The sequence below is a fragment of the Streptomyces sp. WAC 04229 genome, from assembly GCF_003947455.1.
Lineage (GTDB): Bacteria > Actinomycetota > Actinomycetes > Streptomycetales > Streptomycetaceae > Streptomyces.
In genome coordinates this window covers 13,695-34,371 of sequence record NZ_QHJH01000070.1, presented here as the reverse complement: position 1 = coordinate 34,371, position 20,677 = coordinate 13,695, and the positions used below count along the sequence as shown (strand labels likewise).

Here is a 20,677-nt window from a genome sequence, read left to right as displayed (position 1 = left end):
GGGAGGCGCGGCGCGCTTCCGTGCTCATGCACCCCCCGTTTCTCGGGCCCGGGCCGTTCTCCGACGCGGGCCGGTGATGTCTCCTGCCCCGGCCCGGCGCGGACCGATCCGTCCCGGGCACGCATACCCGCACGGGAGGACCGCCATCCCGGCGCGAGCCCGGGGGCCCGGCCGCCCGGAGTCGTTCCGCCGTGCGTGCGCGTCACTCTACGGCGTGACCCCGCCCGGCGGGGAACCAGTCCGCACGCCCGTGGCATTGGCCCGGAACGTCCCCCTACCCTGCGGTAATCCTGTCTGGCAGGCTGCGGGCATGACTGCGCGCGCCGCCGACCGGGCCCGTTACGACCGGGCCACCGCCCATCTGGACGCCCCCGTGGCCATCGTGGACCTGGAGGCGTTCGACGCCAACGCGGACGATCTGGTCCGCCGGGCCGGCGGCAAGCCGGTCCGGGTGGCCAGCAAGTCCGTACGCTGCCGCGCCCTGCTGGAACGCGCCCTGGCCAGGGACGGTTTCGCCGGCCTCATGTCGTACACCCTGGCCGAGTCCCTGTGGCTGGCCCGCTCCGGCTTCGAGGACGTGCTGCTCGCCTACCCGTCGGCGGACCGCACCGGGTACGCCGAGCTGACCGCCGACCCGAAGCTCGCCTCCGCGGTGACCGTGATGGTCGACGACCCGGCGCAGCTGGACCTCATCGAGGCGGCCCGCGACGGCGGCCGCGAAGTCGTGCGGATCTGCCTGGAGTTGGACACCTCGCTGCGGCTGCTCGGCGGCCGGGTGCGGGTCGGCGCCCGCCGTTCCCCGCTGCACTCCCCCGCCGAGATGGCCGACCTGGCCCGGGCGGTGACCCGCCGCAAGGGGTTCGAGGTCGTCGGTGTCATGGCGTACGAGGGCCATGTCGCCGGGGTCGGGGACGCGGTGGCCGGGCGGCCGCTGCGGTCGCGTGCGGTGCGGCTGATGCAGGCCGCCGCGCGCCGGGAACTCGCCGAGCGCCGCGCCGCGGTGGTGCGGGCCGTGCGGGCTGTGGTGCCGGGCCTGGAGTTCGTCAACGGCGGTGGCACGGGCAGCGTGCAGCACACGGCGGCCGAGGACGCGGTCACGGAGATCGCCGCCGGGTCCGGCCTGTACGTGCCGCGCCTGTTCGACAACTACACCTCGTTCACCGGGCGTCCGGCGGCGCTGTTCGCGCAGCCCGTCGTACGGCGTCCCGGCGTCGGGGTCGTGACCGTGCTGGGCGGCGGCTATCCGGCCTCCGGCGCGGCCGGCGCCGACCGGCTGCCGGTGCCGTACCTGCCCGAGGGGCTGCGCTACGACCCCCAGGAGGGCCCCGGCGAGGTGCAGACGCCACTGCTCGGTTCGCCCGCCGACGACCTGCTGATCGGCGACAAGGTGTGGTTCCGGCACGCCAAGGCCGGTGAGCTGTGCGAGCGGTTCGACACGCTGCACCTGGTGGAGGGGGACGCGGTGACGGCGACGGTCCCGACGTACCGGGGCGAGGGGCACACCTTCCTCTAGGCCCCGACACGGCATCACGCCATCGCGCCAACGCGCCCGTCAGTCCGTCGGGCCGATGCCGCTGCCCACGCCGCCGCCCGTGTCCGCGTCGCCGACGGGCCGGATGCCCTTGGTGATCCGGTCCATGTCGGCGAGCGGCGGCCCGTCCTCGCCCGCGTCGAAGACGTAGCGGACGAGGATCGGGGACTCGGTGCCGACGGTGGAGGGGAACACCAGCGACTGCACGTAGCCGCCGGGCCCCTTGGCCGTCTGCACGCGCCAGCGCACGTAGTAGCCCGCGCGACCGGCGACCGCGACCTGCCCGGACGCCACCTCCTCGTGCGACTCGATGCCGCCGAAGGGCTTGTTGCCGACCAGGTCGCGGTCGTAGGCGTCGTCGGCGGCGTCCTCGATGTCCTGCCGGGCGAGGGTCTTCGGGGAGGACTCGGCGTTCGACGTGACGGTGCGGGAGACGACCATCCCGTGCCGGCACACACCGCCGTCCGCCGGGCAGTCGTAGGTGCCGTCCGTGGTCATCATGACGTCGTCCTCGGCGACGTGCTCGGGCAGGACCCAGCCGTCCGGCAGCGGGAAGGTGACGCCGTTGAGCTGGTCCTCGACCACGGCGGGGTCGTCGGCGGAGGGTCCGGAGGGGGTGGGCGACGGCTCCTCGGTCACCGGCGCGGGGTCGGTGGCGGTCGGGGTGACGGGCGGGGCCTGCGTCTGGGGGCCGCCTCCGTCGTCCTCGCCCAGGACGAACACACCGGTGACGATCGCGGCGACCAGCACGGCCGCGGCGACGGTGAGGGCGACGGCCTTCCCCCGTCCGGTGCCGCCCTGCTGCCCCTGTCCACCGCCCGCCAACAGCGGCACGGTCGACGGCTGGCCGGGCTGCGCCGGGGCCGCCGGGGTCTGGGCCGCGCCGTACCCGGTGGTCGCGGGTGCGCCGTACCCCGTGTCCCCTGGCGCTCCGTACCCGGTGGTCGCGGGCGCTCCGTACCCCGTGGCTCCCGGTGCGCGCCGGTGCTCGGTCCAGGCCGTGCCGTCCCACCAGCGTTCCTGGTGGGCGGCCGACGGGTCGCGGTACCAGCCGGGCGGCGGCGTCATGCTCATTCCGGCACTGTAGGACGCCGCGCGCGGTGATCTACAGCGGTGTGACGTACGCCCCGGAAATCCCGCCGTCCACCAGGAAGTCGGTGGCGTTCACGAAGGAGGAGTCGTCGCTGGCCAGGAAGGCGACGGCGGCGGCGATCTCGGCGGCCTCGGCGAACCGCCCGACCGGAATGTGCACCAGGCGGCGGGCGGCCCGCTCGGGGTCCTTGGCGAACAGCTCCTGGAGGAGCGGGGTGTTGACCGGGCCCGGGCAGAGCGCGTTGACGCGGATGCCCTCCCGGGCGAACTGCACGCCCAGTTCGCGGGACATGGCGAGGACACCGCCCTTGGACGCGGTGTACGAGATCTGGGAGGTGGCCGCGCCCATCCGCGCCACGAAGGACGCGGTGTTGATGATGGACCCCCGGCCCTGGCGCCGCATGTAGGGGATGGCCGCCTTGCAGCACAGGTAGACGGAGGTGAGATTGACCTCCTGGACGCGCTTCCACGCCTCCAGGCCGGTCTCCAGGATCGAGTCGTCGTCGGGCGGTGAGATGCCGGCGTTGTTGAACGCGACGTCGACGCTGCCGTACGTGTCGTACGCGGTACCGAACAGCGCCTCGACCTGTTCTGGGTCGGTGACGTCGACCAGGACGAAGGTCCCGCCGACCTCCTCGGCCGCCGCCCTGCCCCGGGTCTCGTCGACGTCGCCGCAGACGACGTGCGCGCCCTCGGACGCGAGCCGGCGGACGGTCGCGAGTCCGATGCCGCTGCCGGCTCCGGTGACGACGGCGGTGCGGCCGGCAAGCCTGCGGCAGACGATCTCTTCGCTCACTGTGCGGGGCCCTCCGTGCTCGACGAGGCGGTGCTGATGAAGACGTTCTTGGTCTCGGTGAACGCGGTCAGCGCGTCCGGGCCGAGTTCGCGCCCGAGCCCGGACTGCTTGAAGCCGCCGAACGGAGTCCAGTAGCGGACGCTGGCATGGGAGTTGACGGACAGGTTCCCGGCGCGGACCGCGGCCGAGACGCGCAGGGCGCGGCCGACGTCCCGCGTCCAGAGTGAGCCGGACAGGCCGTAGTCGGTGGCGTTGGCCAGGCGGACCGCGTCGGCCTCGTCCTCGAAGGGCAGCACGACGGCGACGGGCCCGAAGACCTCCTCGACGGCCACCCGGGCGTCCGGGTCGGCGCCGGTGAGGACCGTGGGCGGGAACCAGAAGCCGGGGCCGCCCTCGGGGGCCTTGCCGCGGATGCCGTCGGCGCCGTCGGGGATGTAGGAGCGGACTCGGTCCAGTTGGGTGCGGGAGATCAGCGGGCCCATGTCGGTGCTCGCGTCGGCCGGGTCGCCGACCCGGACGGAGTCGATCGCCGGCGCCAGGAGGGCGAGGAAGCGGTCGTACACCGGGCGCTGGACGAGGATGCGGGTGCGGGCGCAGCAGTCCTGGCCGGAGTTGTCGAGGAAGGACATGGGGGTGGCGGCCGCGGCGGCCTCCACGTCGGCGTCGGCGAAGACGATGTTGGGGCTCTTGCCGCCGAGTTCGAGGGTGACGGGCTTGAGGAGCGCGGCTCCCCTGGCGGCCACCCGCCGTCCCACGGTCGTGGACCCGGTGAAGACGATCTTCGCCACGCCGGGGTGCTCCACCAGTGCGTCCCCGGCGACCGGCCCGTGTCCGGGCAGCACCTGGAACAGCCCCTCGGGCAGCCCCGCGTCCAGGGCGAGTTCGGCGAGCCGCAGAGCGGTCAGCGGGGTCGTCTCGGCGGGCTTGAGGAGGACCGCGTTGCCCGCCGCGAGCGCCGGCGCCGTGCCCCAGGCGGCGATCGGCATCGGGAAGTTCCAGGGGGCGATGACCCCGACGACGCCGAGCGGTTCGAGGATCGTCACGTCCAGGCCGCCGGGCACCGGAATCTGGCGTCCGGTGAGCCGCTCCACTCCCCCGGCGGCGTAGTCGAGCAGGTCGCGGACGTTGCCGGCCTCCCAGCGGGCGTTGCCGATGGTGTGCCCGGCCTCGCGGACCTCCAGCCGGGCCAGTTCCTCCAGGTGCTCGTCGACGGTGGCGGCGAAGCGGCGCAGCAGCCGGGCCCGGTCGCCGGGGGCGAGGGCGGCCCAGGCGGTCTGCGCCCGTGCGGCCCGCACGACGGCGGCGTCGACGTCGGCCGCGGAGGCGGCGGGGACGGTGGCGACGATCTCTTCGGTGGCGGGGTTCAGCACCCGTAGTACGTCGGGCAGTTCGGCGGACGGGCCGGACGGGTCGGACAGGTCGGAGGGGTCGGACAACGGGTGCCTCACATGCGTTCGAAGGAGCGGCGCAGTTCCCAGTCCGTGACGGCGGCGTCGTAGGCGTCGATCTCGACGCGCGCCATGTTGCGGTAGTGGGCGACGACCTCGTCCCCGAAGGCGGCCTTGGCGAGGGTGCTGTTCTCCCACAGCTCGGCGGCCTCGCGCAGGGTGGTGGGGACGTGGGCGTAGTCGGCGGTGTAGGCGTTGCCCGCGCAGGGTTCGGGCAGTTCCAGCCGTTGTTCGAGGCCGTGCAGTCCGGCCGCCACCATGCCCGCCACCGCCAGGTACGGGTTGACGTCTCCGCCGGGCAGCCGGTTCTCGAAGCGCAGGGAGCGGCCGTGGCCGACGACGCGCAGGGCGCAGGTGCGGTTGTCGTGTCCCCAGGCGACGGCGGTCGGCGCGAAGGAGCCGGGCTGGAAGCGCTTGTAGGAGTTGATGTGGGGGGCGTAGAGGAGCGAGAACTCGCGCAGTGCCGCGAGTTGTCCGGCGAGGAAGTGCCGCATGACCTCGGACATGCCGCCCTCCTGGTCGCCGGCCATGACGGCGTCGCCGCCCTCGTCGGCGAGGGAGAGGTGGATGTGGCAGGAGTTGCCCTCGCGCTCGTTGTACTTGGCCATGAAGGTGAGGGACATGCCCTCCTGGGCGGCGATCTCCTTGGCGCCCGTCTTGTAGACCGCGTGCTGGTCGCAGGTGACCAGGGCGTCGTCGTAGCGGAAGACGATCTCGTGCTGGCCGGGGTTGCACTCGCCCTTGGCGGACTCGACGGTGAGCCCGGCGCCCGTCATCTCGTTGCGGATGCGGCGCAGCAGGGGTTCGACGCGGCCGGTGCCGAGCACCGAGTAGTCGATGTTGTACTGGTTGGCCGGGGTCAGCCCGCGGTAGTTCGCGTCCCAGGCCTGTTCGTACGTGTCCCGGAAGACGATGAACTCCAGCTCGGTGCCGGCCCGTGCGGTCAGGCCGTGACCGGCGAGGCGTTCGAGCTGGCGGCGCAGGATCTGGCGGGGCGCGGCGAGCACCGGGGTGCCGTCCTCCCAGGCGAGGTCGGCGACGGCCATCGCGGTGCCCTCGTTCCAGGGCAGGCGGCGCAGGGTGGCCAGGTCGGCGTGCATGGCGAAGTCGCCGTAGCCGCGGTCCCAGGAGGACATCGCGTAGCCGTCCACGGTGTTCATGTCGGCGTCGACGGCGAGGAGGTAGTTGCAGCCCTCGGTTCCGTGTGCCAGGACCTCGTCGAGGAAGAAGCGGGCCGCGAACCGCTTGCCCTGGAGGCGGCCCTGCATGTCGGGGAAGGCCAGGACGACGGTGTCGATGTCACCGGCGGCGACGAGGGCGTGCAGTGCCTCGACCCCGAGCGGGGGTGTGCGGTCTGGCACGGGGAGAGCCTCCTTTGGCCGGGAGCCATAAGGTATTGCTGGGAACCATTGGTTGGGAAGGGGGCGCGGCCGCATGCCGGAGGAAACCGGGAGCGTGACGGACCGGCTCGCACCGGTGTTGCGGCCGGTGCGGGCCGGCAACGGCTTCGAGGAAGCGCTGGAGCAGATCCTTCAGGTGGTCAGGCTGGGCCTGGTGTCCGGGGGAGAGCGGCTGCCGGCCGAGCGGGAGCTGGCGGAGCGGCTCGGGATCAGCCGGGTGACCCTGCGCGAGGTGCTGCGCGTGCTCCAGGACCAGGGCCTGGTGGAGGCCCGGCGGGGGCGGTACGGCGGAACGTTCGTGCTGCCGCGTGCGGACGCCGGCGGCGAGGACGAACTGCGGCGCAGGGTGGCCGGGGTCGACATCGAGGACGTGCTGCGCTTCCGCGAGGTGCTGGAGGTGGGCGCGGCCGGGCTGTGCGCGGCGCACGGGCTGGCGGACGGCCGGGCGGCGCGTCTGAGCGAGTCGCTGGCCGCGACCCGGGACGCGCCTCTGGCGGAGTACCGCCGGCTGGACACGAGGCTGCACCTCACCCTCGCGGAGCTGTGCGGGTCGGCGGCCCTCGCGGCGCAGTACGCGGCCGTCCGGGCCACCCTGAACGACCTGCTGGACTGCATCCCGCTGCTGGTGCGCAACCTGGAGCACTCGCAGCGGCAGCACACGGCGCTGGTGGAGGCCGTGCTCGACGGGGACGCGGACGGGGCGCGGGAGATCACGCGGGAGCACTGCGCGGGGACGGCGGCACTGCTGCGGGGGTTCCTGACGTGAGTGCGCCGCGCGGGCGTGTCCCACGCGGGCAAAGGTATGAGAACGGTCCACAGCGGCGGACGGAGGGCTCTGACGGTGACGGACAGACCGCTGATCGGCGTCAGCACGTACCTGGAGACCGGGGCGCGCTGGGGGGTGTGGGAACTGGAGGCGGCGCTGCTGCCCGCCGGGTATCCGCGGCTGGTGCAGCGGGCGGGCGGCCTGGCGGTGATGCTGCCGCCGGACGCGCCGGAGCACGCCGCGGCGACGCTCGCCCGCCTCGACGGACTGGTGATCGCGGGCGGCCCGGACGTGGAGCCGGTCCGCTACGGCGCGACCCCGGATCCCCGCACCGGCCCGCCCGCGCGCGCCCGCGACACGTGGGAGCTGGCCCTCGTCGAGGCCGCCCTGGCCGCGCACGTCCCGCTGCTGGGCGTCTGCCGCGGCATGCAGCTCCTCAACGTCGCCCTGGGCGGCACCCTCGTCCAGCACATCGAGGGCCACGCCGAGGTGGTGGGCGTCTTCGGCGGTCACCCGGTCAAGCCGGTACCGGGCACGCTGTACGCCGGTGTGGTCCCCGAGGAGACCTTCGTCCCGACCTACCACCACCAGGCGGTGGACCGCCTCGGCACCGGCCTCACCCCGTCGGCCCACGCGGCGGACGGCACGGTGGAGGCCCTGGAACTCCCGTCCGCGCCCGGCTGGGTCCTGGGCGTGCAGTGGCACCCGGAGATGGGCGAGGACGTACGGGTGATGCGGGCTCTGGTGGAGGCGGCGGCCCGGCCCTCCTGAGCGCCCAGGGCGGACATGGCGGCCCCTACACCCGCGTGAGCGACAGCAGTTGCCGTGCCGGCCCCGTCGGCCGGTGCCCCGTGGGCCACACCGCCCGCAGGTCGCGGGCGAGGGTGACGTCCGCGAGGGGGACGTTCACCAGGCGGCGGGTGGTCAGCTCCTCGCCCACCGCGAGTTCGCTGAGGACGGAGGGGCCGGCGCCGCTCACCGCCGCCGCCTTCACGGCCGTGGTGGACGACAGCTCGATCAGGGGACGGGCCAGGCCGCCCAGGGCCGCGTCCAGGACCTGCCGGGTGCCCGAGCCCTTCTCCCGCAGGATCAGCGGGGTCGCCGCCAGCTCCGAGGCCGCCAGCGGGCGCCGGCGGCGGGCCCAGGGGTGGCCCGGCGCGGTGACGACGACGAGGCGGTCGTGGGCGATGACCGCGGAGTCCAGGCCGGCGGGGACGCTGACGCCCTCCACGAAGCCGAGGTCGGCCTCGTCGGCCAGCAGTCGTGCCGCCACCGTCGCCGAGTTCCCCGCGAGCAGGGAGACCGCCGTGTCGGGCAGCTGGGTGCGCAGGGCGACCAGCCAGCCCGGCAGCAGGTACTCGGCGATCGTCATGCTCGCCGCCACCCGCAGCCGCGAGTCCCGCCGGTCCCGCAACGCCTGCGCGCCCGCGTCGAAGGCCTCGGCGGCCTCGACGATCCGCCGCGCCCAGTCCGTGACCAGCACACCCGCGTCCGTCAGCCGGGAGCCGCGCGGCGAACGGTCCACCAGCGCGACCCCCAGCTGCCGCTCCATCGACCGGACCCGGCTGCTGGCGGCCGGCTGCGTGATGCCCAGCTCGCGCGCGGCGCCGCCGAGGCTGCCCAGCCGGGCCACCGCCAGCAGCAGCTCCATCGCGCCCAGGTCGGGAACCCGGTGCGCCAGCGAACCCGGCACACCCTGTCCGCCCTGACCGGCCTGCTCACCCTCCGCACCACTCCTGCTCATAACCCCAGCTTATGCCCTCATAGAGGCGTGCTCCCTGGTCAGCGGCCTCGGCCGCGATGATCGTGGACGCATGGTCACCGTCGCCCAGCCCCACTCCCCCGCCGCCGTCGCCCGGCGCGTCCCGGCCGTCCGCCACCTCGGGCCCAACTGGTACGCCTGCGTCATGGGTACCGCCGTCGTCGGCGGCGCCGGAGCCGCGCTGCCGGTGCACATACCCGGGCTGCGCGCCGTGTGCACCGCGTTCTGGGCGCTGTCCCTCGTCCTCCTCGCGGCGCTGCTCGCGGCCCGTTCCCTGCACTGGTACCACCACCGGGACCAGGCCCGCGCGCATCTGCTCGACCCGGCCGCGGCCCCGTTCTACGGCTGCCTGTCGATGGCCCTGCTGGCCGTCGGCGGCGGCGCCCTGACGGTCGGCCGGGACTGGACCGGCACCTCGGCGGCGGTCGCCCTGGACGCCGTGCTGTTCACCGCCGGTACGGCCGTGGGGCTCGCGGCGGCGGTCGCCGTGCCGTACCTGATGGCCGTACGGCACCGGGTGGAGCCGGGCCAGGCCAGTCCGGTGTGGCTGCTGCCGCTGGTCGCGCCCATGGTGTCGGCGGCCGTCGGCCCGCCGCTGGTCCCGCACCTCCCGCCGGGACAGCCCCGCGAGACGCTGCTGCTCGCCTGCGTCGCGCTGTTCGGGGTGAGCCTGCTCGCGACCCTGGTGACCCTGCCGGTCATCTTCGGCCGGCTGCTCACCGGCGGCCCGCTGCCGCTCGCGCTCACCCCGTCGCTGTTCCTGGTCCTGGGCCCGCTCGGGCAGTCGACGACCGCCGTGGGGCAGTTCGCGGACGTGGCCCCGGGCGTCGTTCCGGCGCCGTACGCCGAGGGCTTCGGGGTGCTCGCCGTGCTCTACGGCGTGCCGGTGACGGGCTTCGCGCTGATGTGGCTGTGCCTGGCCACCGCGCACGTGGTGCGGGCTCGGCGCGCGGGCATGGGCTTCTCGATGACGTGGTGGTCGTTCACCTTCCCGGTGGGCACCTGTGTCACCGGCGCGGAGGCCCTGGCCCGGCACACCGGGCTCGTCGTCTACGACGGGCTCACGGTCGTCCTGTACGCCGTGCTGGTCACGGCCTGGGCGGTCGCCGCCGTGCACACGACGCGCGGCCTGTTCAGCGGTGTGCTGCTCGCAGGGCCGCGGCCAGCGCCCGGGGCGCCTCGGCCAGTGACGGCCCGTACCACGTGAGGTACCGCCCGTCGACGAGGGCGCAGGACAGACCGGGGAACGCCTCCGGGCCGTCGTCGGCGGTGAAGCGGTAGGGCTCGTCCGGCAGGACCACGACGTCCGGACGGGCCGCCCGCAGTTCCTCGACCGGGATCTTCGGATACCGCTCGGGGTGGGAGGCGTGGAGGTGGTCGACGCCCAGGCGGGACAGCACGTCACCGGCGAAGGTGTCGCGGCCCAGCACCATCCAGGGCCTGCGCCAGATCGGCACCACGGCGGTGCGGCGCTCCCCGGGCGGCGGGGACGGCAGTGCCGACCAGGCCGCCTCGGCCTCGTCGAGCCACCGTGGCCGGGAGCGGGCACCGCAGGCGGTCAGCACGCGGTCCAGCTCGGTCAGGGCCTGCGCCACGGTGCGCACCTCGGTCACCAGCACCTCGACGCCCGCCTCGCGCAGGGCGTCCAGGTCGGGGGCGCGGTTCTCCTCCTCGTTGGCGATCACCAGGTCGGGGGCGAGGGCGATGATCCGGTCGGTCTTCGGGTTCTTGGTGCCGCCGACCCGTACGGCGGCGAGCCCGGCCGGGTGGGTGCACCAGTCGGTGGCACCGGCGAGGACGTCGGGGACGGTACGGGCCACCGCCTCGGTCAGGGAGGGCACCAGGGAGACCACCCTCACCGGCGGGGCCCCTCCCGGACCGCCTCGATGTGCTCGGCGACGGCGACCACGACCAGCCGGGTGTCGGGCACCGTGGCCCGCCACCGGTGCCGCACACCGCCCGTGAGGTACAGCGTGTCGCCCCGGCCCAGCCGGTAGGCGCGGCCCTCGGCCTCGATCTCCACGGCACCCTCGGCAACGAACATCAACTGGTCGTTGCGGTACTGGAGTTCACGGCCCACGTCATGGTCGCCGGTGAACTCGGAGGCGTGCATCTGGTGGTGCCCGCGCACCAGCGAGCGCACCTTGGGGGCCAGCTCGGGGTCGGGGTCCTCGTCGCGGACCACGTCGACGCTGCACGCGGGGTCGGCGGCGGCGAGCAGCTCCACGGCGGTGGTGCGCAGGGCGTCGGCCACCTTCTCCAGGGAGCTCTGACTGGGCCGCGCCCGGTCGTTCTCGATCTGGCTGAGGAAGGGCACGGACAGGCCGCTGCGCTCGGACACCACGGCGAGCGTCAGGTCGAGGGAGCGTCGCCGGCGCCGCACGGCCGCGCCGACCCGGAGGTGCTGATCCTTGTGGTCGCCCATCGCTCCGGCTCCCTCCTTCACCCGTCGTCGTGCCGCCGCGGTGCCCGTTCCGGGTCGCCGTCCTCCTGATGAGTTCTCTGCACCCTACGCATGTTCGGCAAACCGTTTCATGCGGCCGTCACATCGATGTCACGGTGCGGTGGCCGGGACCTCACAGTTCTCGCCACGCGCGGGCCGCTCCGTCCCACGTGCCGGACGCCTTACCGGTTCAAGGCGCGGACGGCCCCGCGTGTTCCCGCCAGCCCCTCCCGCCCAGGCGAGGCGATGCTCGGGCAGGGGGTTGGCGCTCCGTGGTTGTCCAAATCCTTACCGTGTCCCCGGCCGACACGACCCGAGGGGTGGGCCCCGCGCGCCGTCAGGAGGCGCGGCCGGGCCCACCCCTCGGGGTGACGTGTGTGCGGGTACTACTGCGGGGTCATCCGGCCCACCATGTCCGGGTGCTCCTCCAGCCAGGCCGCGACGGCTTCCTCCTCGTGGCCCTGACCGCGGTCCTTGATCTCGGCCTCCAGGGTTCCCAGCTCGTCCTCGCTCATGTGGAAGTTCTTGATCCACTTGGTGAGCTGCGGGTACTGCTCGGGGAACTTCTTGCTGGAGATGGTGCGGATCGTGTTGCCCTCACCGAAGGCCTTCTTGGGGTCCTTCAGCTTGGTCAGCTCGTAGTCGCTGTACGCCCAGTGCGGCGACCACAGGGTGACCGCGACCGGCTCCTTCTTGGCGTAGGCGCGCTTCAGCTCGGCCAGCATGGCCGGGGTGGAGCCGTCCACGATCTCGTACTCGTCCTCCAGGCCGTAGCCCGGCAGCACCTCGTCCTTGGCGAGCTGCATCTCACCGGTGCCGGGCTCGATGCCGATGATCTTCCCGTCGAAGAGGTCGGCCTTGCCCTTGAGGTCCGCGAGGGACTTGACGTCCTTCACGTAGGAGGGGACGGCGATCTCCAGGGAGGTCGGTTCGTACCAGGTGCCGAGGTCGGTGAGGTTGTCCTTGTTCTTGTCCCAGTAGTTCTTCTGGGCGTGGGGCAGCCAGGCGTCGAAGTTGAGGTCGAGATCGCCGGAGGCCAGGCCGGTGTAGACCGGGCCGACGTCCATCTGCTTCAGGTTCATCTTGTAGCCGCGGCGCTCCAGGACGTTCTTCCACAGGTAGGTGACGGCGACGTCCTCCTCCCACGGGAACCAGGCCACGTCCAGGGCGCGCTTCGCCTCGGCAGGGGTGGCGCCGCCGGCGCCCGCGACCGGGGCGAGCTTGTCGACGAGGTCCGGGTTGCTCTTCAGCCAGGTGCGGACGGCGTCCTGCTGCTTGCCCTTGCCGGCCTTGTTGATCTCGGCCTCCAGGCTGGTGAGCTGCTTCTCGTCCAGCTTGAAGTCCTTCATCCACTTGGCGGCGGTGGGGTCGTCGCCGGCGAAGCCCTTGCGGGAGAGCGTGTGCACGCCGTCGCCCTTGCCCCAGGCGCCCTTGGGGTCCTTGAGCTTCTTCAGGTCGAGGTCGTTGTACGCCCAGTGCGGGGACCAGAGCGTGACGACGATCGGTTCCTTCTTGCTCATCGCCCGCTTCAGCTCGGCCAGCATCGCCGGCGTGGAGCTGTCGACGACCTTGTACTCCTTGTCGAGGCCGTACTCCTTGGAGACCTTGTCCTTCAGCAGGGCCATCTCGCCGGCGCTGGACTCGATGCCGGTGATCTTGCCGCCGAACTGGTCGGCCTTGCCCTTGAGGTCCTCGAGCGAGTTGACGTCCTTCATGTACGCCGGGACGGTCAGCTCCAGCGACGTGTTGTCGTACCAGGAGCCGAGGTCGTCGAGGCGGTCGCCGTACTTCTTCCAGTACTGGGCGTGGGTGGTCGGCAGCCAGGAGTTGGTGACGATGTCGATGTCGCCCTGCGCCAGGGAGGTGTAGAGCGGTCCGGCGTCGAACTGCTTGGCCTCGACCTCGTAGCCGCGCTGTTCGAGGATCTCCTTCCACAGGAACGTGGAGGCGACGCCCTCGTCCCACGGCACGTAGCCGAGGGTGATCTTCTTGCCCTGGCCGACGTTCTTGCCGTTCGCGACGGCCTCCGAGTCGCCGGAGCCGCCGAAGACGCCCATGCCGCCGGCCACCAGGCCGAGGATGACGACGCCGATGACGGCGACCTGCGGGCGGGGACGGTAGGACCAGATCTTCAGGCCGCCCATGCTGCGGGCCTTGGCGGCGGCGCGGCGGCCGAGCGGCGACACCTGGGTGCCGAGCGCGCTGGTCATGCGGTCCAGGTAGATCGCGAGGATCACGATGGCCACACCGGACTCGGAGCCGAGACCGACGTTCAGCTGGCCGATGGCCTCGTTGACGTCGCCGCCGAGGCCGCCGGTGCCGACCATGCCGGCGATCGCGGCCATGGACAGGCCGAGCATGATGACCTGGTTGACGCCCGCCATCACCGTCGGCAGGGCCAGCGGGAGCTGGACGCGCAGCAGGGTGTTGCGGGGGGTGGTGCCGAAGGCCTCGGCGGCCTCGACCAGTTCCTTGTCGACCTGGCGGATGCCCAGCTCGGTCATGCGCACGCCGGGGGCGAGCGCGAAGATCAGGGTGGCGACGATGCCCGCGGAGGCGCCGGTGCCGAAGAACAGGATGGCCGGGATGAGGTAGATCATCGCGGGCAGCGTCTGCATGAAGTCCAGCACGGGCCGGACCAGGCCGCTGACGCGGTCGGAGCGGGCCGCCCAGATGCCGACGGGCACCGCCACCACCAGGGCGATGATCGTGGCGACGAGCACCAGCGACAGGGTGATCATCGCGTTCTCCCACAACTCCATGGAGTCGATGAACGCGAATCCCACGAAGGTGAGCACACCGGCGAGCGTGCCGCGCAGCCAGAAGGCGATGACCGCGAAGATGCCGGCGAGGAGCAGCGGTTCGGGCGCCTGGAGGACGGCGTTGATGCCGTCGTAGGTGCCGGTGAAGACGGTCTTCAGGAAGTCGAAGAGCCACGCGACGTGTTCGAGCAGCCAGTCGACGGTGCTGTTGACCCAGTCGCCGAGCGGGATCCTAGGCACGGGCCATCACCTTCTCCGGACCCTGGTCGCGCGGGCTGTCGCAGGTGCCGGGCTCGGCCTGCTCGTCCCCGAGGAAGCCGACGAGGCGGCGGGTGGGGACGACCCCGACCAGCTCGCCGTCGCCGTCGACGACCGCGACGGGGTGCGGGGTGCGGGCGCTGATCGCGCACAGGTCGGTGAACGACGTCTCCGGCGCGGCCGTCGCGCAGTCGCAGTCGGCCTCGTCGCCGCGCACGTCGGTCTCCATCACGGCGGCGGTGGTCAGCACGCGGGAGCGGTCGACGTCCTGGGTGAAGGAGGCGACGTAGTCGTTGGCGGGGCGCATCAGGATGTCCTGCGCGGTGCCTATCTGGACGATCCGGCCGTCGCGCATCATCGCGATGCGGTCGCCCAGGCGCATGGCCTCGTTGAGGTCGTGCGTGATGAAGACGATCGTCTTCTTCAGGGTCTTCTGGAGTTCCAGCAGCTGGTCCTGCATGTCGCGGCGGATCAGCGGGTCCAGGGCGCTGAAGGACTCGTCCATCAGCAGCAGATCGGCGTCCGTGGCGAGCGCGCGGGCCAGGCCCACGCGCTGCTGCATGCCGCCGGACAGCTCGTCGGGCCAGGACTTCTCCCAGCCGGCCAGGCCGCACAGGGCGAGCGCCTCGTCGGCGCGGCGTTCGCGCTCGGCGCGGGGCACGCCCTGCACTTCGAGACCGTAGGCAGCGTTGTCACGGACGCTGCGGTGCGGGAAGAGCGCGAAGTGCTGGAAGACCATGCTGATGTTCTTGGAGCGGACGTCGCGCAGCTTGCGCTCACCGATCTCGGTGAGGTCCTGACCGCCGAAGCGGACGTGCCCGGCGGTCGGCTCCAGCAGACCGTTGAGCATGCGCAGCAGCGTGGACTTGCCGGATCCGGACAGTCCCATGACCACGAAGATCTCGCCGGGCTCCACGGTGAACGACGCGTCGATGACGGCGGCCGTGGTGCCGTCGGCGTGCAGTTCCTTCCGCACGTCCCCCTGGCGCAGTCGTTCGACTGCCTGGTCCGGTTTCCTGCCGAAGACCTTGAACAGGCCCTCGGCTTCTAGTCTCGCTGACACGCTTACCTCTTGCATCGGGGGCAGGGACAGGGTCTGAAGCCTCGCTAACAGTTGAATGCATCAACCAGCTTCGACCCGGCTGCGCGCCTGCCCCGATGCTTATGTACCAAACACAAGAGTGACCCAGTTCACACGTCCTCCCTCACTCGTCCACACGGTCTGCGGCATGATGCGAGGCGTGACCGGACGACTGATGCTTCTCGACACCGCCTCCCTCTACTTCCGCGCCTACTTCGGCGTGCCGGACTCGGTGCGGGCCCCCGACGGCACGCCGGTGAACGCCGTGCGCGGGCTGCTCGACTTCATCGACCGCCTGGTGAAGGACCACCGGCCCGACCACCTGGTCGCCTGCATGGACGCCGACTGGCGCCCGCACTGGCGGGTGGAGCTGATCCCCTCGTACAAGGCGCACCGCGTCGCCGAGGAGCGCCCCGCGGGGCCCGACGAGGAGGAGGTGCCCGACACGCTGTCACCGCAGGTGCCGGTCATCGAGGACGTCCTCGACGCGCTCGGCATCGCCCGCGTCGGCGTGGCCGGGTACGAGGCGGACGACGTCATCGGCACGTACACCGCGCGGGCGAAGGGCCCGGTGGACATCGTCACCGGCGACCGGGACCTCTACCAGCTCGTCGACGACGCCCGCGGCGTGCGCGTGCTGTACCCGGTCAAGGGCGTGGGCACCCTCAACCTCACCGACGAGGCCGCACTGCGCGAGAAGTACGGCGTCGACGGCCGCGGGTACACCGATCTGGCGCTGCTGCGCGGCGACCCGAGCGACGGCCTGCCCGGTGTGGCCGGCATCGGCGAGAAGACGGCGGCCAAGCTGCTGGCCGAGTTCGGGGACCTGGCGGGCATCCGGGCCGCCGTGGACGACCCGAAGGCGAAGCTCACGCCCTCGCAGCGCAAGCGGCTCACCGAGGCCGGGCCGTATCTGGACGTCGCCCCGAAGGTCGTCCGGGTCGCCGACGACGTGCCGCTGCCGGACGTGGCCACCACGCTGCCGCGCGGACCGCGCGACGCCGCGGCGCTGGACGCCCTCGCGACGCGCTGGGGCCTGGGCGGATCGCTGCACCGGCTGCTGACGACGCTCACCGCCTGATCGTGCGGCGCCGGCGGACGATGCCCGCGCGGTGCGTCGGCTCCCGGACGAGGGGAAGTCGTACTCTGCGTGCGGAACGTCGCGGATCTCCCCTTCGTGACGCCAGGAGTGGGAAGGGGATGCTAACTTAGGTGAACCTAACCCAGTGATCCGCACGCAGTGAGCAGGGAGGCCGTCATGGCAGACCGTCCGGCGCGCAAGCCGCGCAAGCCGCACACCGCACAGGTCGTCCGCACCGAGCGGCTGACCCCGCACATGCAGCGTGTGGTGCTCGGCGGCGAGGGGCTGGCCGAGATCTCCGCGGACACCTGTACCGACCACTACGTGAAGCTGCTCTTCGCCGCCGAGGGCGTGACCTACCCCGAGCCCTTCGACGTGGACCGGATCCGCGAGGAGTTCCCCCGCGACCAGTGGCCGGTGACCCGCACGTACACCGTGCGCCACTGGGACGCCGCGCACCACGAGATGACGCTGGACTTCGTCATCCACGGCGACGAGGGGCTGGCCGGCCCCTGGGCCAAGCGCGTCCGGCCGGGCGAGACCGTCCACTTCATGGGCCCCGGCGGCGCCTACGCCCCCGACCCGACGGCCGACTGGCACCTGCTGGCCGGCGACGAGAGCGCCCTGCCGGCGATCGCCCGCTCCCTGGAGGCGCTGCCCGACGGCGCCCGCGCCTTCGCGTTCGTGGAGGTCGACGGGCCCGAGGAGGAGCAGAAGATCGACTCCGACGTGGAGGTCGTCTGGCTGCACCGCGGCGCCCGTCCGGTGGGCCAGGCCCTGGTCGAGGCGGTGCGCGCGCTGGACTTCCCCGAGGGCCGCCCGCACATCTTCGTGCACGGCGAGGCGGCCTGCGTCAAGGAACTGCGCCGCTATCTGCGGATGGAGCGGGAGATCTCCCGCGAGAACCTGTCGATCTCCGGCTACTGGCGGCTCGGCCACAACGAGGACGGCTGGCAGGCCTCGAAGCGCGAGTGGAACGCCCGCATCGAGGCCGAGCAGGAGGGCGCCTCGGCGGCCTAGCCGCCGCTCGACGCCCTCCCGGGGCGAAGCCCGCCCTCGACGCGCCCGGCAGCCCCACCAGGACCGGCCACCCGGGCGAAGCGACACCGGCGCGCAGGCCCCCACCCGCTCAGTCCCCGCGCACCCGCGCGTGCAGATGCATGTCGTGCCAGCCGTCCGGATGGAGCACGGCCCTGCGCTTGACGCCCTCCGGCGCGAAGCCCGCCTTGTGGGCCACCCGGCAGGACGCTTCGTTGGCGACCGCGTGGGTGAGTTCCAGGCGCTGGAAGCCGACCTCGTCCAGGGCCCAGGCGGCCAGCGCCCGGGAGGCGCGGGCCGCGACGCCCCGGCCGCGGGCGGCCGCGGTGGTCCAGTAGGCGACCTCGGCCAGTCCGTCCCAGAACACCATGTCCCGCAGGGCGACCCTGCCGACCAGCAGATCGTCGGCCGCCCCGACGACGGCCCACTGGGCGTTCCGCTCCCGCTCCCAGCCCTGCCGCCAGTCGGCGATCCAGCCGCGCACCTCGTCCTCGGAGTCGGCGGAACGGACGTGCCACTGGTGCATCAGCGGGTCCTGGAAGGCCGCGTGGACGGCGGGTGCGTCCTCGTCGCGCCACGGGCGCAGCAGCAACCCGTCCCCCGTGGGGAGCGTGGGCTGCGGGGTGCCGGAGAGGGTGCCTGCGGCGAGGACCGGGTGCGTCAGGTAGGGCATGCCCGGCATCCTGCCAACCGGCGGCACCGGCCGCCCAGCGTTTTTCCCGGCACCGCCGGCCGCCTCGTAGGCTGGCGGTGATGAGACGCCGCACCCCTCCCCCGCCCTCGCCCCTGCCGCAGCGCGACGGCATCGACGCGATGCGGGTGCGGCTGCCCGCGCACGGCCCGTGGTCCACGGTGCGCGAGCACCTGGCGGAACGGCTGTCCGGCGCGGGCGCCGGCGTCGTCGACGGCATGTTCGCCGCCGGACTGTTCGTCGCGGCGGACGGACGGGCGGTGCCGGCGGACGCGCCGTACGAGCCGGGGATGTTCGTGTGGTTCCACCGCGAGACGCCCGCCGAGGTGCCGGTCCCCTTCCCGCTGGAGGTCGTGTACCGCGACGCGCACATCGTCGTCGCCGACAAACCCCACTTCCTGGCCACCACCCCGCGCGGCGGCCACGTCACCGAGACCGCGCTGGCCAGGCTGCGCCGGGAGCTGGACCTCCCCGCGCTCGGTGCCGCGCACCGCCTGGACCGGCTCACCGCGGGACTGGTCCTGTTCATCGTGCGCCCGGAGGAACGCGGCGCGTACCAGAGCCTGTTCGGCGACCGCCGGGTGCGCAAGGAGTACGAGGCCGTCGCCCCGTACGCCCCGGAGCTCGACCTTCCCCGGACCGTGCGCAGCCGCATCCTCAAGGAACGCGGGACCCTGGCCGCCCGCGAGATCGAGGGCGAGCCCAACGCCGTCACCCGCGTCGAGCTGGCCGCGCACCACCGGGCCCCGGGCGGGGGTCCGGAGCTGGGGCGGTACCGGCTGGTGCCCGGCACCGGCCAGACCCACCAGCTGCGGGTGCACATGAACAGCCTCGGCGTGCCCCTCCTCGGCGACCCCCTCTACCCCGAGGTGACCGCCCCCGTGCCGGCCGGCGACTTCCGGCGCCCGCTGCAACTGCTCGCGCGGGAGCTGGGGTTCACCGATCCGGTCACGGGACGCGAGCACCGCTTCCGCAGCGGACGGTCCCTCGGGGCGTGGACGGCGTACGAGGAGTGGGCCGGCCCTCAGTAGCCGCGCCACCAGAGCAGGAAGCGCTGCCAGGCACCGCGCGGCCGGGGCTGCTCGGGGAACGGCACCGGCTGGGGCGGCGCGGCGTTCGCGGGCACCGGCTGCGGCGGGTGCGACGGGACCGGCGGCTGCGTCCGCTCTTCCGGTTTCGGGATGCCGACGTGCCAGTCGGGGCGCCGCGCGGGGGCGGGCGCGTGGCTCGGCTGCTGCATGATGTCCTGCTGCTCCTTGGGCTCGAACCGCACCGGCAGTTCCACCAGGTGCCGGGAGGCGATCGAGGACCGCCACCGCAGGTCGTCCTCGTCGCAGGCGAGCTGCACGTCGGGCAGCCGCATCAGCAGCGCGTCGATGCCCGCGTCGGCGATGGCACGCCCGATGTCCTGCCCCGGGCACTCGTGCGGGCCGCCGCCGAAGGCGAGGTGCGAGCGGTTGCCCATCATGCTCGCGTCGAGGTCGGGGCGGATGCGCGGGTCGACGTTGCCCGGCGCGATGCCCAGCAGCAGTCCGTCGCCGGCCCGGATGCGCTGCCCGCCCAGCTCCGTCTCCTGCTTGGCGAAGTAGGCGAACACGGTGCTGAACGGCGGCTCGTCCCACAGCGACTGCTCGACCGCCTCCGGCACCGTCATCTGCCCGCCGCTGAGCTGGGCGCGGAAGCCGGGGTCGGTCAGCACCACGCGCAGCACGTTGCCGATGAGGTTGACGGTCGCCTCGTAGGCGGCCAGGAGCACCACCCGCAGGTGCTCCCTGACCTCGTCGTCGGTGAGCCCGGCCGGGTGGTTGACGAGGCGCCCGGCGATGTCGTCCCGCGGGTTGGCCCGACGCGCCTCGGTGAGCCGCCCCAGCGCCTCCATGACGTAGGCGTGGCTGGCGATCGCCGTCTCGGTGCCCTTGAGGGTGTCGCGGGCCGCCTCCACCATCCGGTCGCTGTACTCGTCGGGCATGCCGAGGAGGTGGCACATCACGCCCATCGGCAGGTGCTCGGCGAACTGCCCGACGAGGTCGGCGCGGCCCTCCTCGCAGAACCGGTTGACGATGCGCTGGGTGTAGCGCTTGATGTGCCGGCGCAGCTCCCGGTAGTCGAGGTCGGACATGGCGCTGGTGACCGCGCCGCGCAGCCGTTTGTGCTCGTCGCCCTCGGCGTGCGAGCAGATGGGCTGCCAGGCGATGTGCGGCATCAGCGGGTGGTCGGGTTTGACCATGCCCTCGTTGAGCGGGTTCCAGATCCGGCTGTCGCGGCAGAACTGGGCGGGGGTGCTCACCATGTGCAGGTTCTCGGCGTGTCCGAGGACCACCCACACGGGTACGTCGTCGTGGATCAGCGCGGGCGCCACCGGCCCGTGCCGCTCGCGCAGTTCGTCGTACAGCTCGTTCAGGTCGTCCGCCTCGTGCAGCCGGTGCAGCCCGCCCGGCCCGAGGCCGTGCGCGGGGCAGCCGGGGGGCGGGTCGAGCAGGGGGTTGCCCGTTCCGGTCGGGGAGTGGCGTTCAGGCGTCACAGTCTCG

Annotated in this window: 18 protein-coding genes; 7 read left to right on the top strand and 11 right to left on the bottom strand. The window is 73.0% G+C overall.

Going from position 1 to position 20,677, the window contains the following annotated elements:
* The first annotated feature begins 310 nt into the window (after window positions 1-310).
* Complete coding sequence (locus DMH12_RS20035) at window positions 311-1,513, top strand: amino acid deaminase/aldolase (protein WP_125492906.1); 1,203 nt, start codon at window positions 311-313, stop codon at window positions 1,511-1,513.
* Window positions 1,514-1,552: 39 nt separating this feature from the next.
* Here DMH12_RS20035 and DMH12_RS20030 read toward each other — a convergent pair whose 3' ends face one another.
* From DMH12_RS20030 to DMH12_RS20015, 4 genes are read right to left on the bottom strand one after another with little or no spacing between them, the layout of a single operon-like run.
* Window positions 1,553-2,599 (bottom strand): DUF2510 domain-containing protein, encoded by a 1,047-nt coding sequence (locus DMH12_RS20030; RefSeq protein WP_125492910.1) that lies wholly within the window; start codon window positions 2,597-2,599, stop codon window positions 1,553-1,555.
* 37 nt (window positions 2,600-2,636) lie between these two features.
* Window positions 2,637-3,419: a 3-oxoacyl-ACP reductase gene (locus DMH12_RS20025; protein WP_125492905.1), complete on the bottom strand. Its 783-nt coding sequence runs from the start codon at window positions 3,417-3,419 to the stop codon at window positions 2,637-2,639.
* Window positions 3,416-4,855: an aldehyde dehydrogenase gene (locus tag DMH12_RS20020; RefSeq protein WP_185832424.1), complete on the bottom strand. Its 1,440-nt coding sequence runs from the start codon at window positions 4,853-4,855 to the stop codon at window positions 3,416-3,418. The genes DMH12_RS20025 and DMH12_RS20020 overlap by 4 nt, the downstream gene beginning before the upstream one ends.
* Before the next feature lie 8 nt (window positions 4,856-4,863).
* Window positions 4,864-6,228: a glutamine synthetase family protein gene (locus DMH12_RS20015; protein ID WP_125492903.1), complete on the bottom strand. Its 1,365-nt coding sequence runs from the start codon at window positions 6,226-6,228 to the stop codon at window positions 4,864-4,866.
* Between the two features lie 73 nt (window positions 6,229-6,301).
* Here DMH12_RS20015 and DMH12_RS20010 point away from each other — a divergent pair, with 73 nt between their 5' ends.
* Window positions 6,302-7,033 carry a FadR/GntR family transcriptional regulator gene (locus DMH12_RS20010; protein WP_185832423.1) on the top strand — a complete coding sequence of 244 codons (732 nt, stop codon included), beginning with the start codon at window positions 6,302-6,304 and terminating at the stop codon, window positions 7,031-7,033.
* A gap of 75 nt (window positions 7,034-7,108) precedes the next feature.
* Window positions 7,109-7,804: a gamma-glutamyl-gamma-aminobutyrate hydrolase family protein gene (locus tag DMH12_RS20005; RefSeq protein WP_125492902.1), complete on the top strand. Its 696-nt coding sequence runs from the start codon at window positions 7,109-7,111 to the stop codon at window positions 7,802-7,804.
* Between the two features lie 25 nt (window positions 7,805-7,829).
* Here the strand turns inward: DMH12_RS20005 and DMH12_RS20000 are convergent, their stop codons facing one another.
* A complete protein-coding gene (locus DMH12_RS20000; RefSeq protein WP_125492901.1) occupies window positions 7,830-8,777 on the bottom strand; it encodes a LysR family transcriptional regulator in 948 nt (315 codons plus the stop codon).
* A 70-nt stretch (window positions 8,778-8,847) separates the two neighbouring features.
* Between DMH12_RS20000 and DMH12_RS19995 the strand changes: the two genes are divergently transcribed.
* Window positions 8,848-10,002 (top strand): TDT family transporter, encoded by a 1,155-nt coding sequence (locus DMH12_RS19995; protein ID WP_125492900.1) that lies wholly within the window; start codon window positions 8,848-8,850, stop codon window positions 10,000-10,002.
* Here the strand turns inward: DMH12_RS19995 and DMH12_RS19990 are convergent.
* From DMH12_RS19990 to DMH12_RS19975, 4 genes are all read right to left on the bottom strand, one after another.
* Window positions 9,929-10,654, bottom strand: a complete 726-nt coding sequence (locus DMH12_RS19990; protein WP_125492899.1) for a helical backbone metal receptor — start codon at window positions 10,652-10,654, stop codon at window positions 9,929-9,931. The two genes, DMH12_RS19995 and DMH12_RS19990, sit on opposite strands and share 74 nt — an antisense overlap.
* Window positions 10,651-11,220 (bottom strand): helix-turn-helix domain-containing protein, encoded by a 570-nt coding sequence (locus DMH12_RS19985; RefSeq protein WP_064727011.1) that lies wholly within the window; start codon window positions 11,218-11,220, stop codon window positions 10,651-10,653. The genes DMH12_RS19990 and DMH12_RS19985 overlap by 4 nt, the downstream gene beginning before the upstream one ends.
* A gap of 404 nt (window positions 11,221-11,624) precedes the next feature.
* Window positions 11,625-14,240: an ABC transporter permease/substrate binding protein gene (locus DMH12_RS19980; protein WP_125492898.1), complete on the bottom strand. Its 2,616-nt coding sequence runs from the start codon at window positions 14,238-14,240 to the stop codon at window positions 11,625-11,627.
* Window positions 14,233-15,321, bottom strand: coding sequence for a glycine betaine/L-proline ABC transporter ATP-binding protein (locus tag DMH12_RS19975; protein WP_125492897.1), 1,089 nt, complete (start codon window positions 15,319-15,321; stop codon window positions 14,233-14,235). The genes DMH12_RS19980 and DMH12_RS19975 overlap by 8 nt, the downstream gene beginning before the upstream one ends.
* 193 nt (window positions 15,322-15,514) lie before the next feature.
* On the opposite strand from DMH12_RS19975, the gene DMH12_RS19970 reads away from it, so the two are divergent.
* On the top strand, window positions 15,515-16,420 hold the full coding sequence (locus DMH12_RS19970; protein WP_125492908.1) for a 5'-3' exonuclease: 906 nt from the start codon (window positions 15,515-15,517) through the stop codon (window positions 16,418-16,420).
* Between the two features lie 177 nt (window positions 16,421-16,597).
* The gene (locus DMH12_RS19965) at window positions 16,598-17,440 is read left to right on the top strand and encodes a siderophore-interacting protein (protein WP_125492896.1); all 843 of its coding nucleotides are present in this window, start codon (window positions 16,598-16,600) and stop codon (window positions 17,438-17,440) included.
* A gap of 109 nt (window positions 17,441-17,549) precedes the next feature.
* Here the strand turns inward: DMH12_RS19965 and DMH12_RS19960 are convergent, their stop codons facing one another.
* Entirely contained in the window at window positions 17,550-18,131 is a 582-nt protein-coding gene (locus DMH12_RS19960; protein ID WP_185832422.1) for a GNAT family N-acetyltransferase, read from the bottom strand.
* A gap of 80 nt (window positions 18,132-18,211) precedes the next feature.
* On the opposite strand from DMH12_RS19960, the gene DMH12_RS19955 reads away from it, so the two are divergent.
* The gene (locus DMH12_RS19955; protein ID WP_125492894.1) at window positions 18,212-19,180 is read left to right on the top strand and encodes an RluA family pseudouridine synthase; all 969 of its coding nucleotides are present in this window, start codon (window positions 18,212-18,214) and stop codon (window positions 19,178-19,180) included.
* Here the strand turns inward: DMH12_RS19955 and DMH12_RS19950 are convergent.
* Window positions 19,174-20,670, bottom strand: a complete 1,497-nt coding sequence (locus DMH12_RS19950; RefSeq protein WP_125492893.1) for a cytochrome P450 — start codon at window positions 20,668-20,670, stop codon at window positions 19,174-19,176. The genes DMH12_RS19955 and DMH12_RS19950 overlap by 7 nt on opposite strands.
* Window positions 20,671-20,677 lie beyond the last annotated feature (7 nt).

Bases quoted from the DNA above. Each gene is read 5' to 3' on its own strand.
- DMH12_RS20030 (WP_125492910.1), bottom strand. From the start codon at position 2,599: ATGACGCCGCCGCCCGGCTGGTACCGCGACCCGTCGGCCGCCCACCAG.
- DMH12_RS19960 (WP_185832422.1), bottom strand. From the start codon at position 18,131: ATGCCCTACCTGACGCACCCGGTCCTCGCCGCAGGCACCCTCTCCGGC.
- DMH12_RS19955 (WP_125492894.1), top strand. From the start codon at position 18,212: ATGAGACGCCGCACCCCTCCCCCGCCCTCGCCCCTGCCGCAGCGCGAC.
- DMH12_RS19965 (WP_125492896.1), top strand. From the start codon at position 16,598: ATGGCAGACCGTCCGGCGCGCAAGCCGCGCAAGCCGCACACCGCACAG.
- DMH12_RS20010 (WP_185832423.1), top strand. From the start codon at position 6,302: ATGCCGGAGGAAACCGGGAGCGTGACGGACCGGCTCGCACCGGTGTTG.
- DMH12_RS19985 (WP_064727011.1), bottom strand. From the start codon at position 11,220: ATGGGCGACCACAAGGATCAGCACCTCCGGGTCGGCGCGGCCGTGCGG.
- DMH12_RS20000 (WP_125492901.1), bottom strand. From the start codon at position 8,777: ATGAGCAGGAGTGGTGCGGAGGGTGAGCAGGCCGGTCAGGGCGGACAG.
- DMH12_RS19970 (WP_125492908.1), top strand. From the start codon at position 15,515: ATGCTTCTCGACACCGCCTCCCTCTACTTCCGCGCCTACTTCGGCGTG.
- DMH12_RS20035 (WP_125492906.1), top strand. From the start codon at position 311: ATGACTGCGCGCGCCGCCGACCGGGCCCGTTACGACCGGGCCACCGCC.
- DMH12_RS19995 (WP_125492900.1), top strand. From the start codon at position 8,848: ATGGTCACCGTCGCCCAGCCCCACTCCCCCGCCGCCGTCGCCCGGCGC.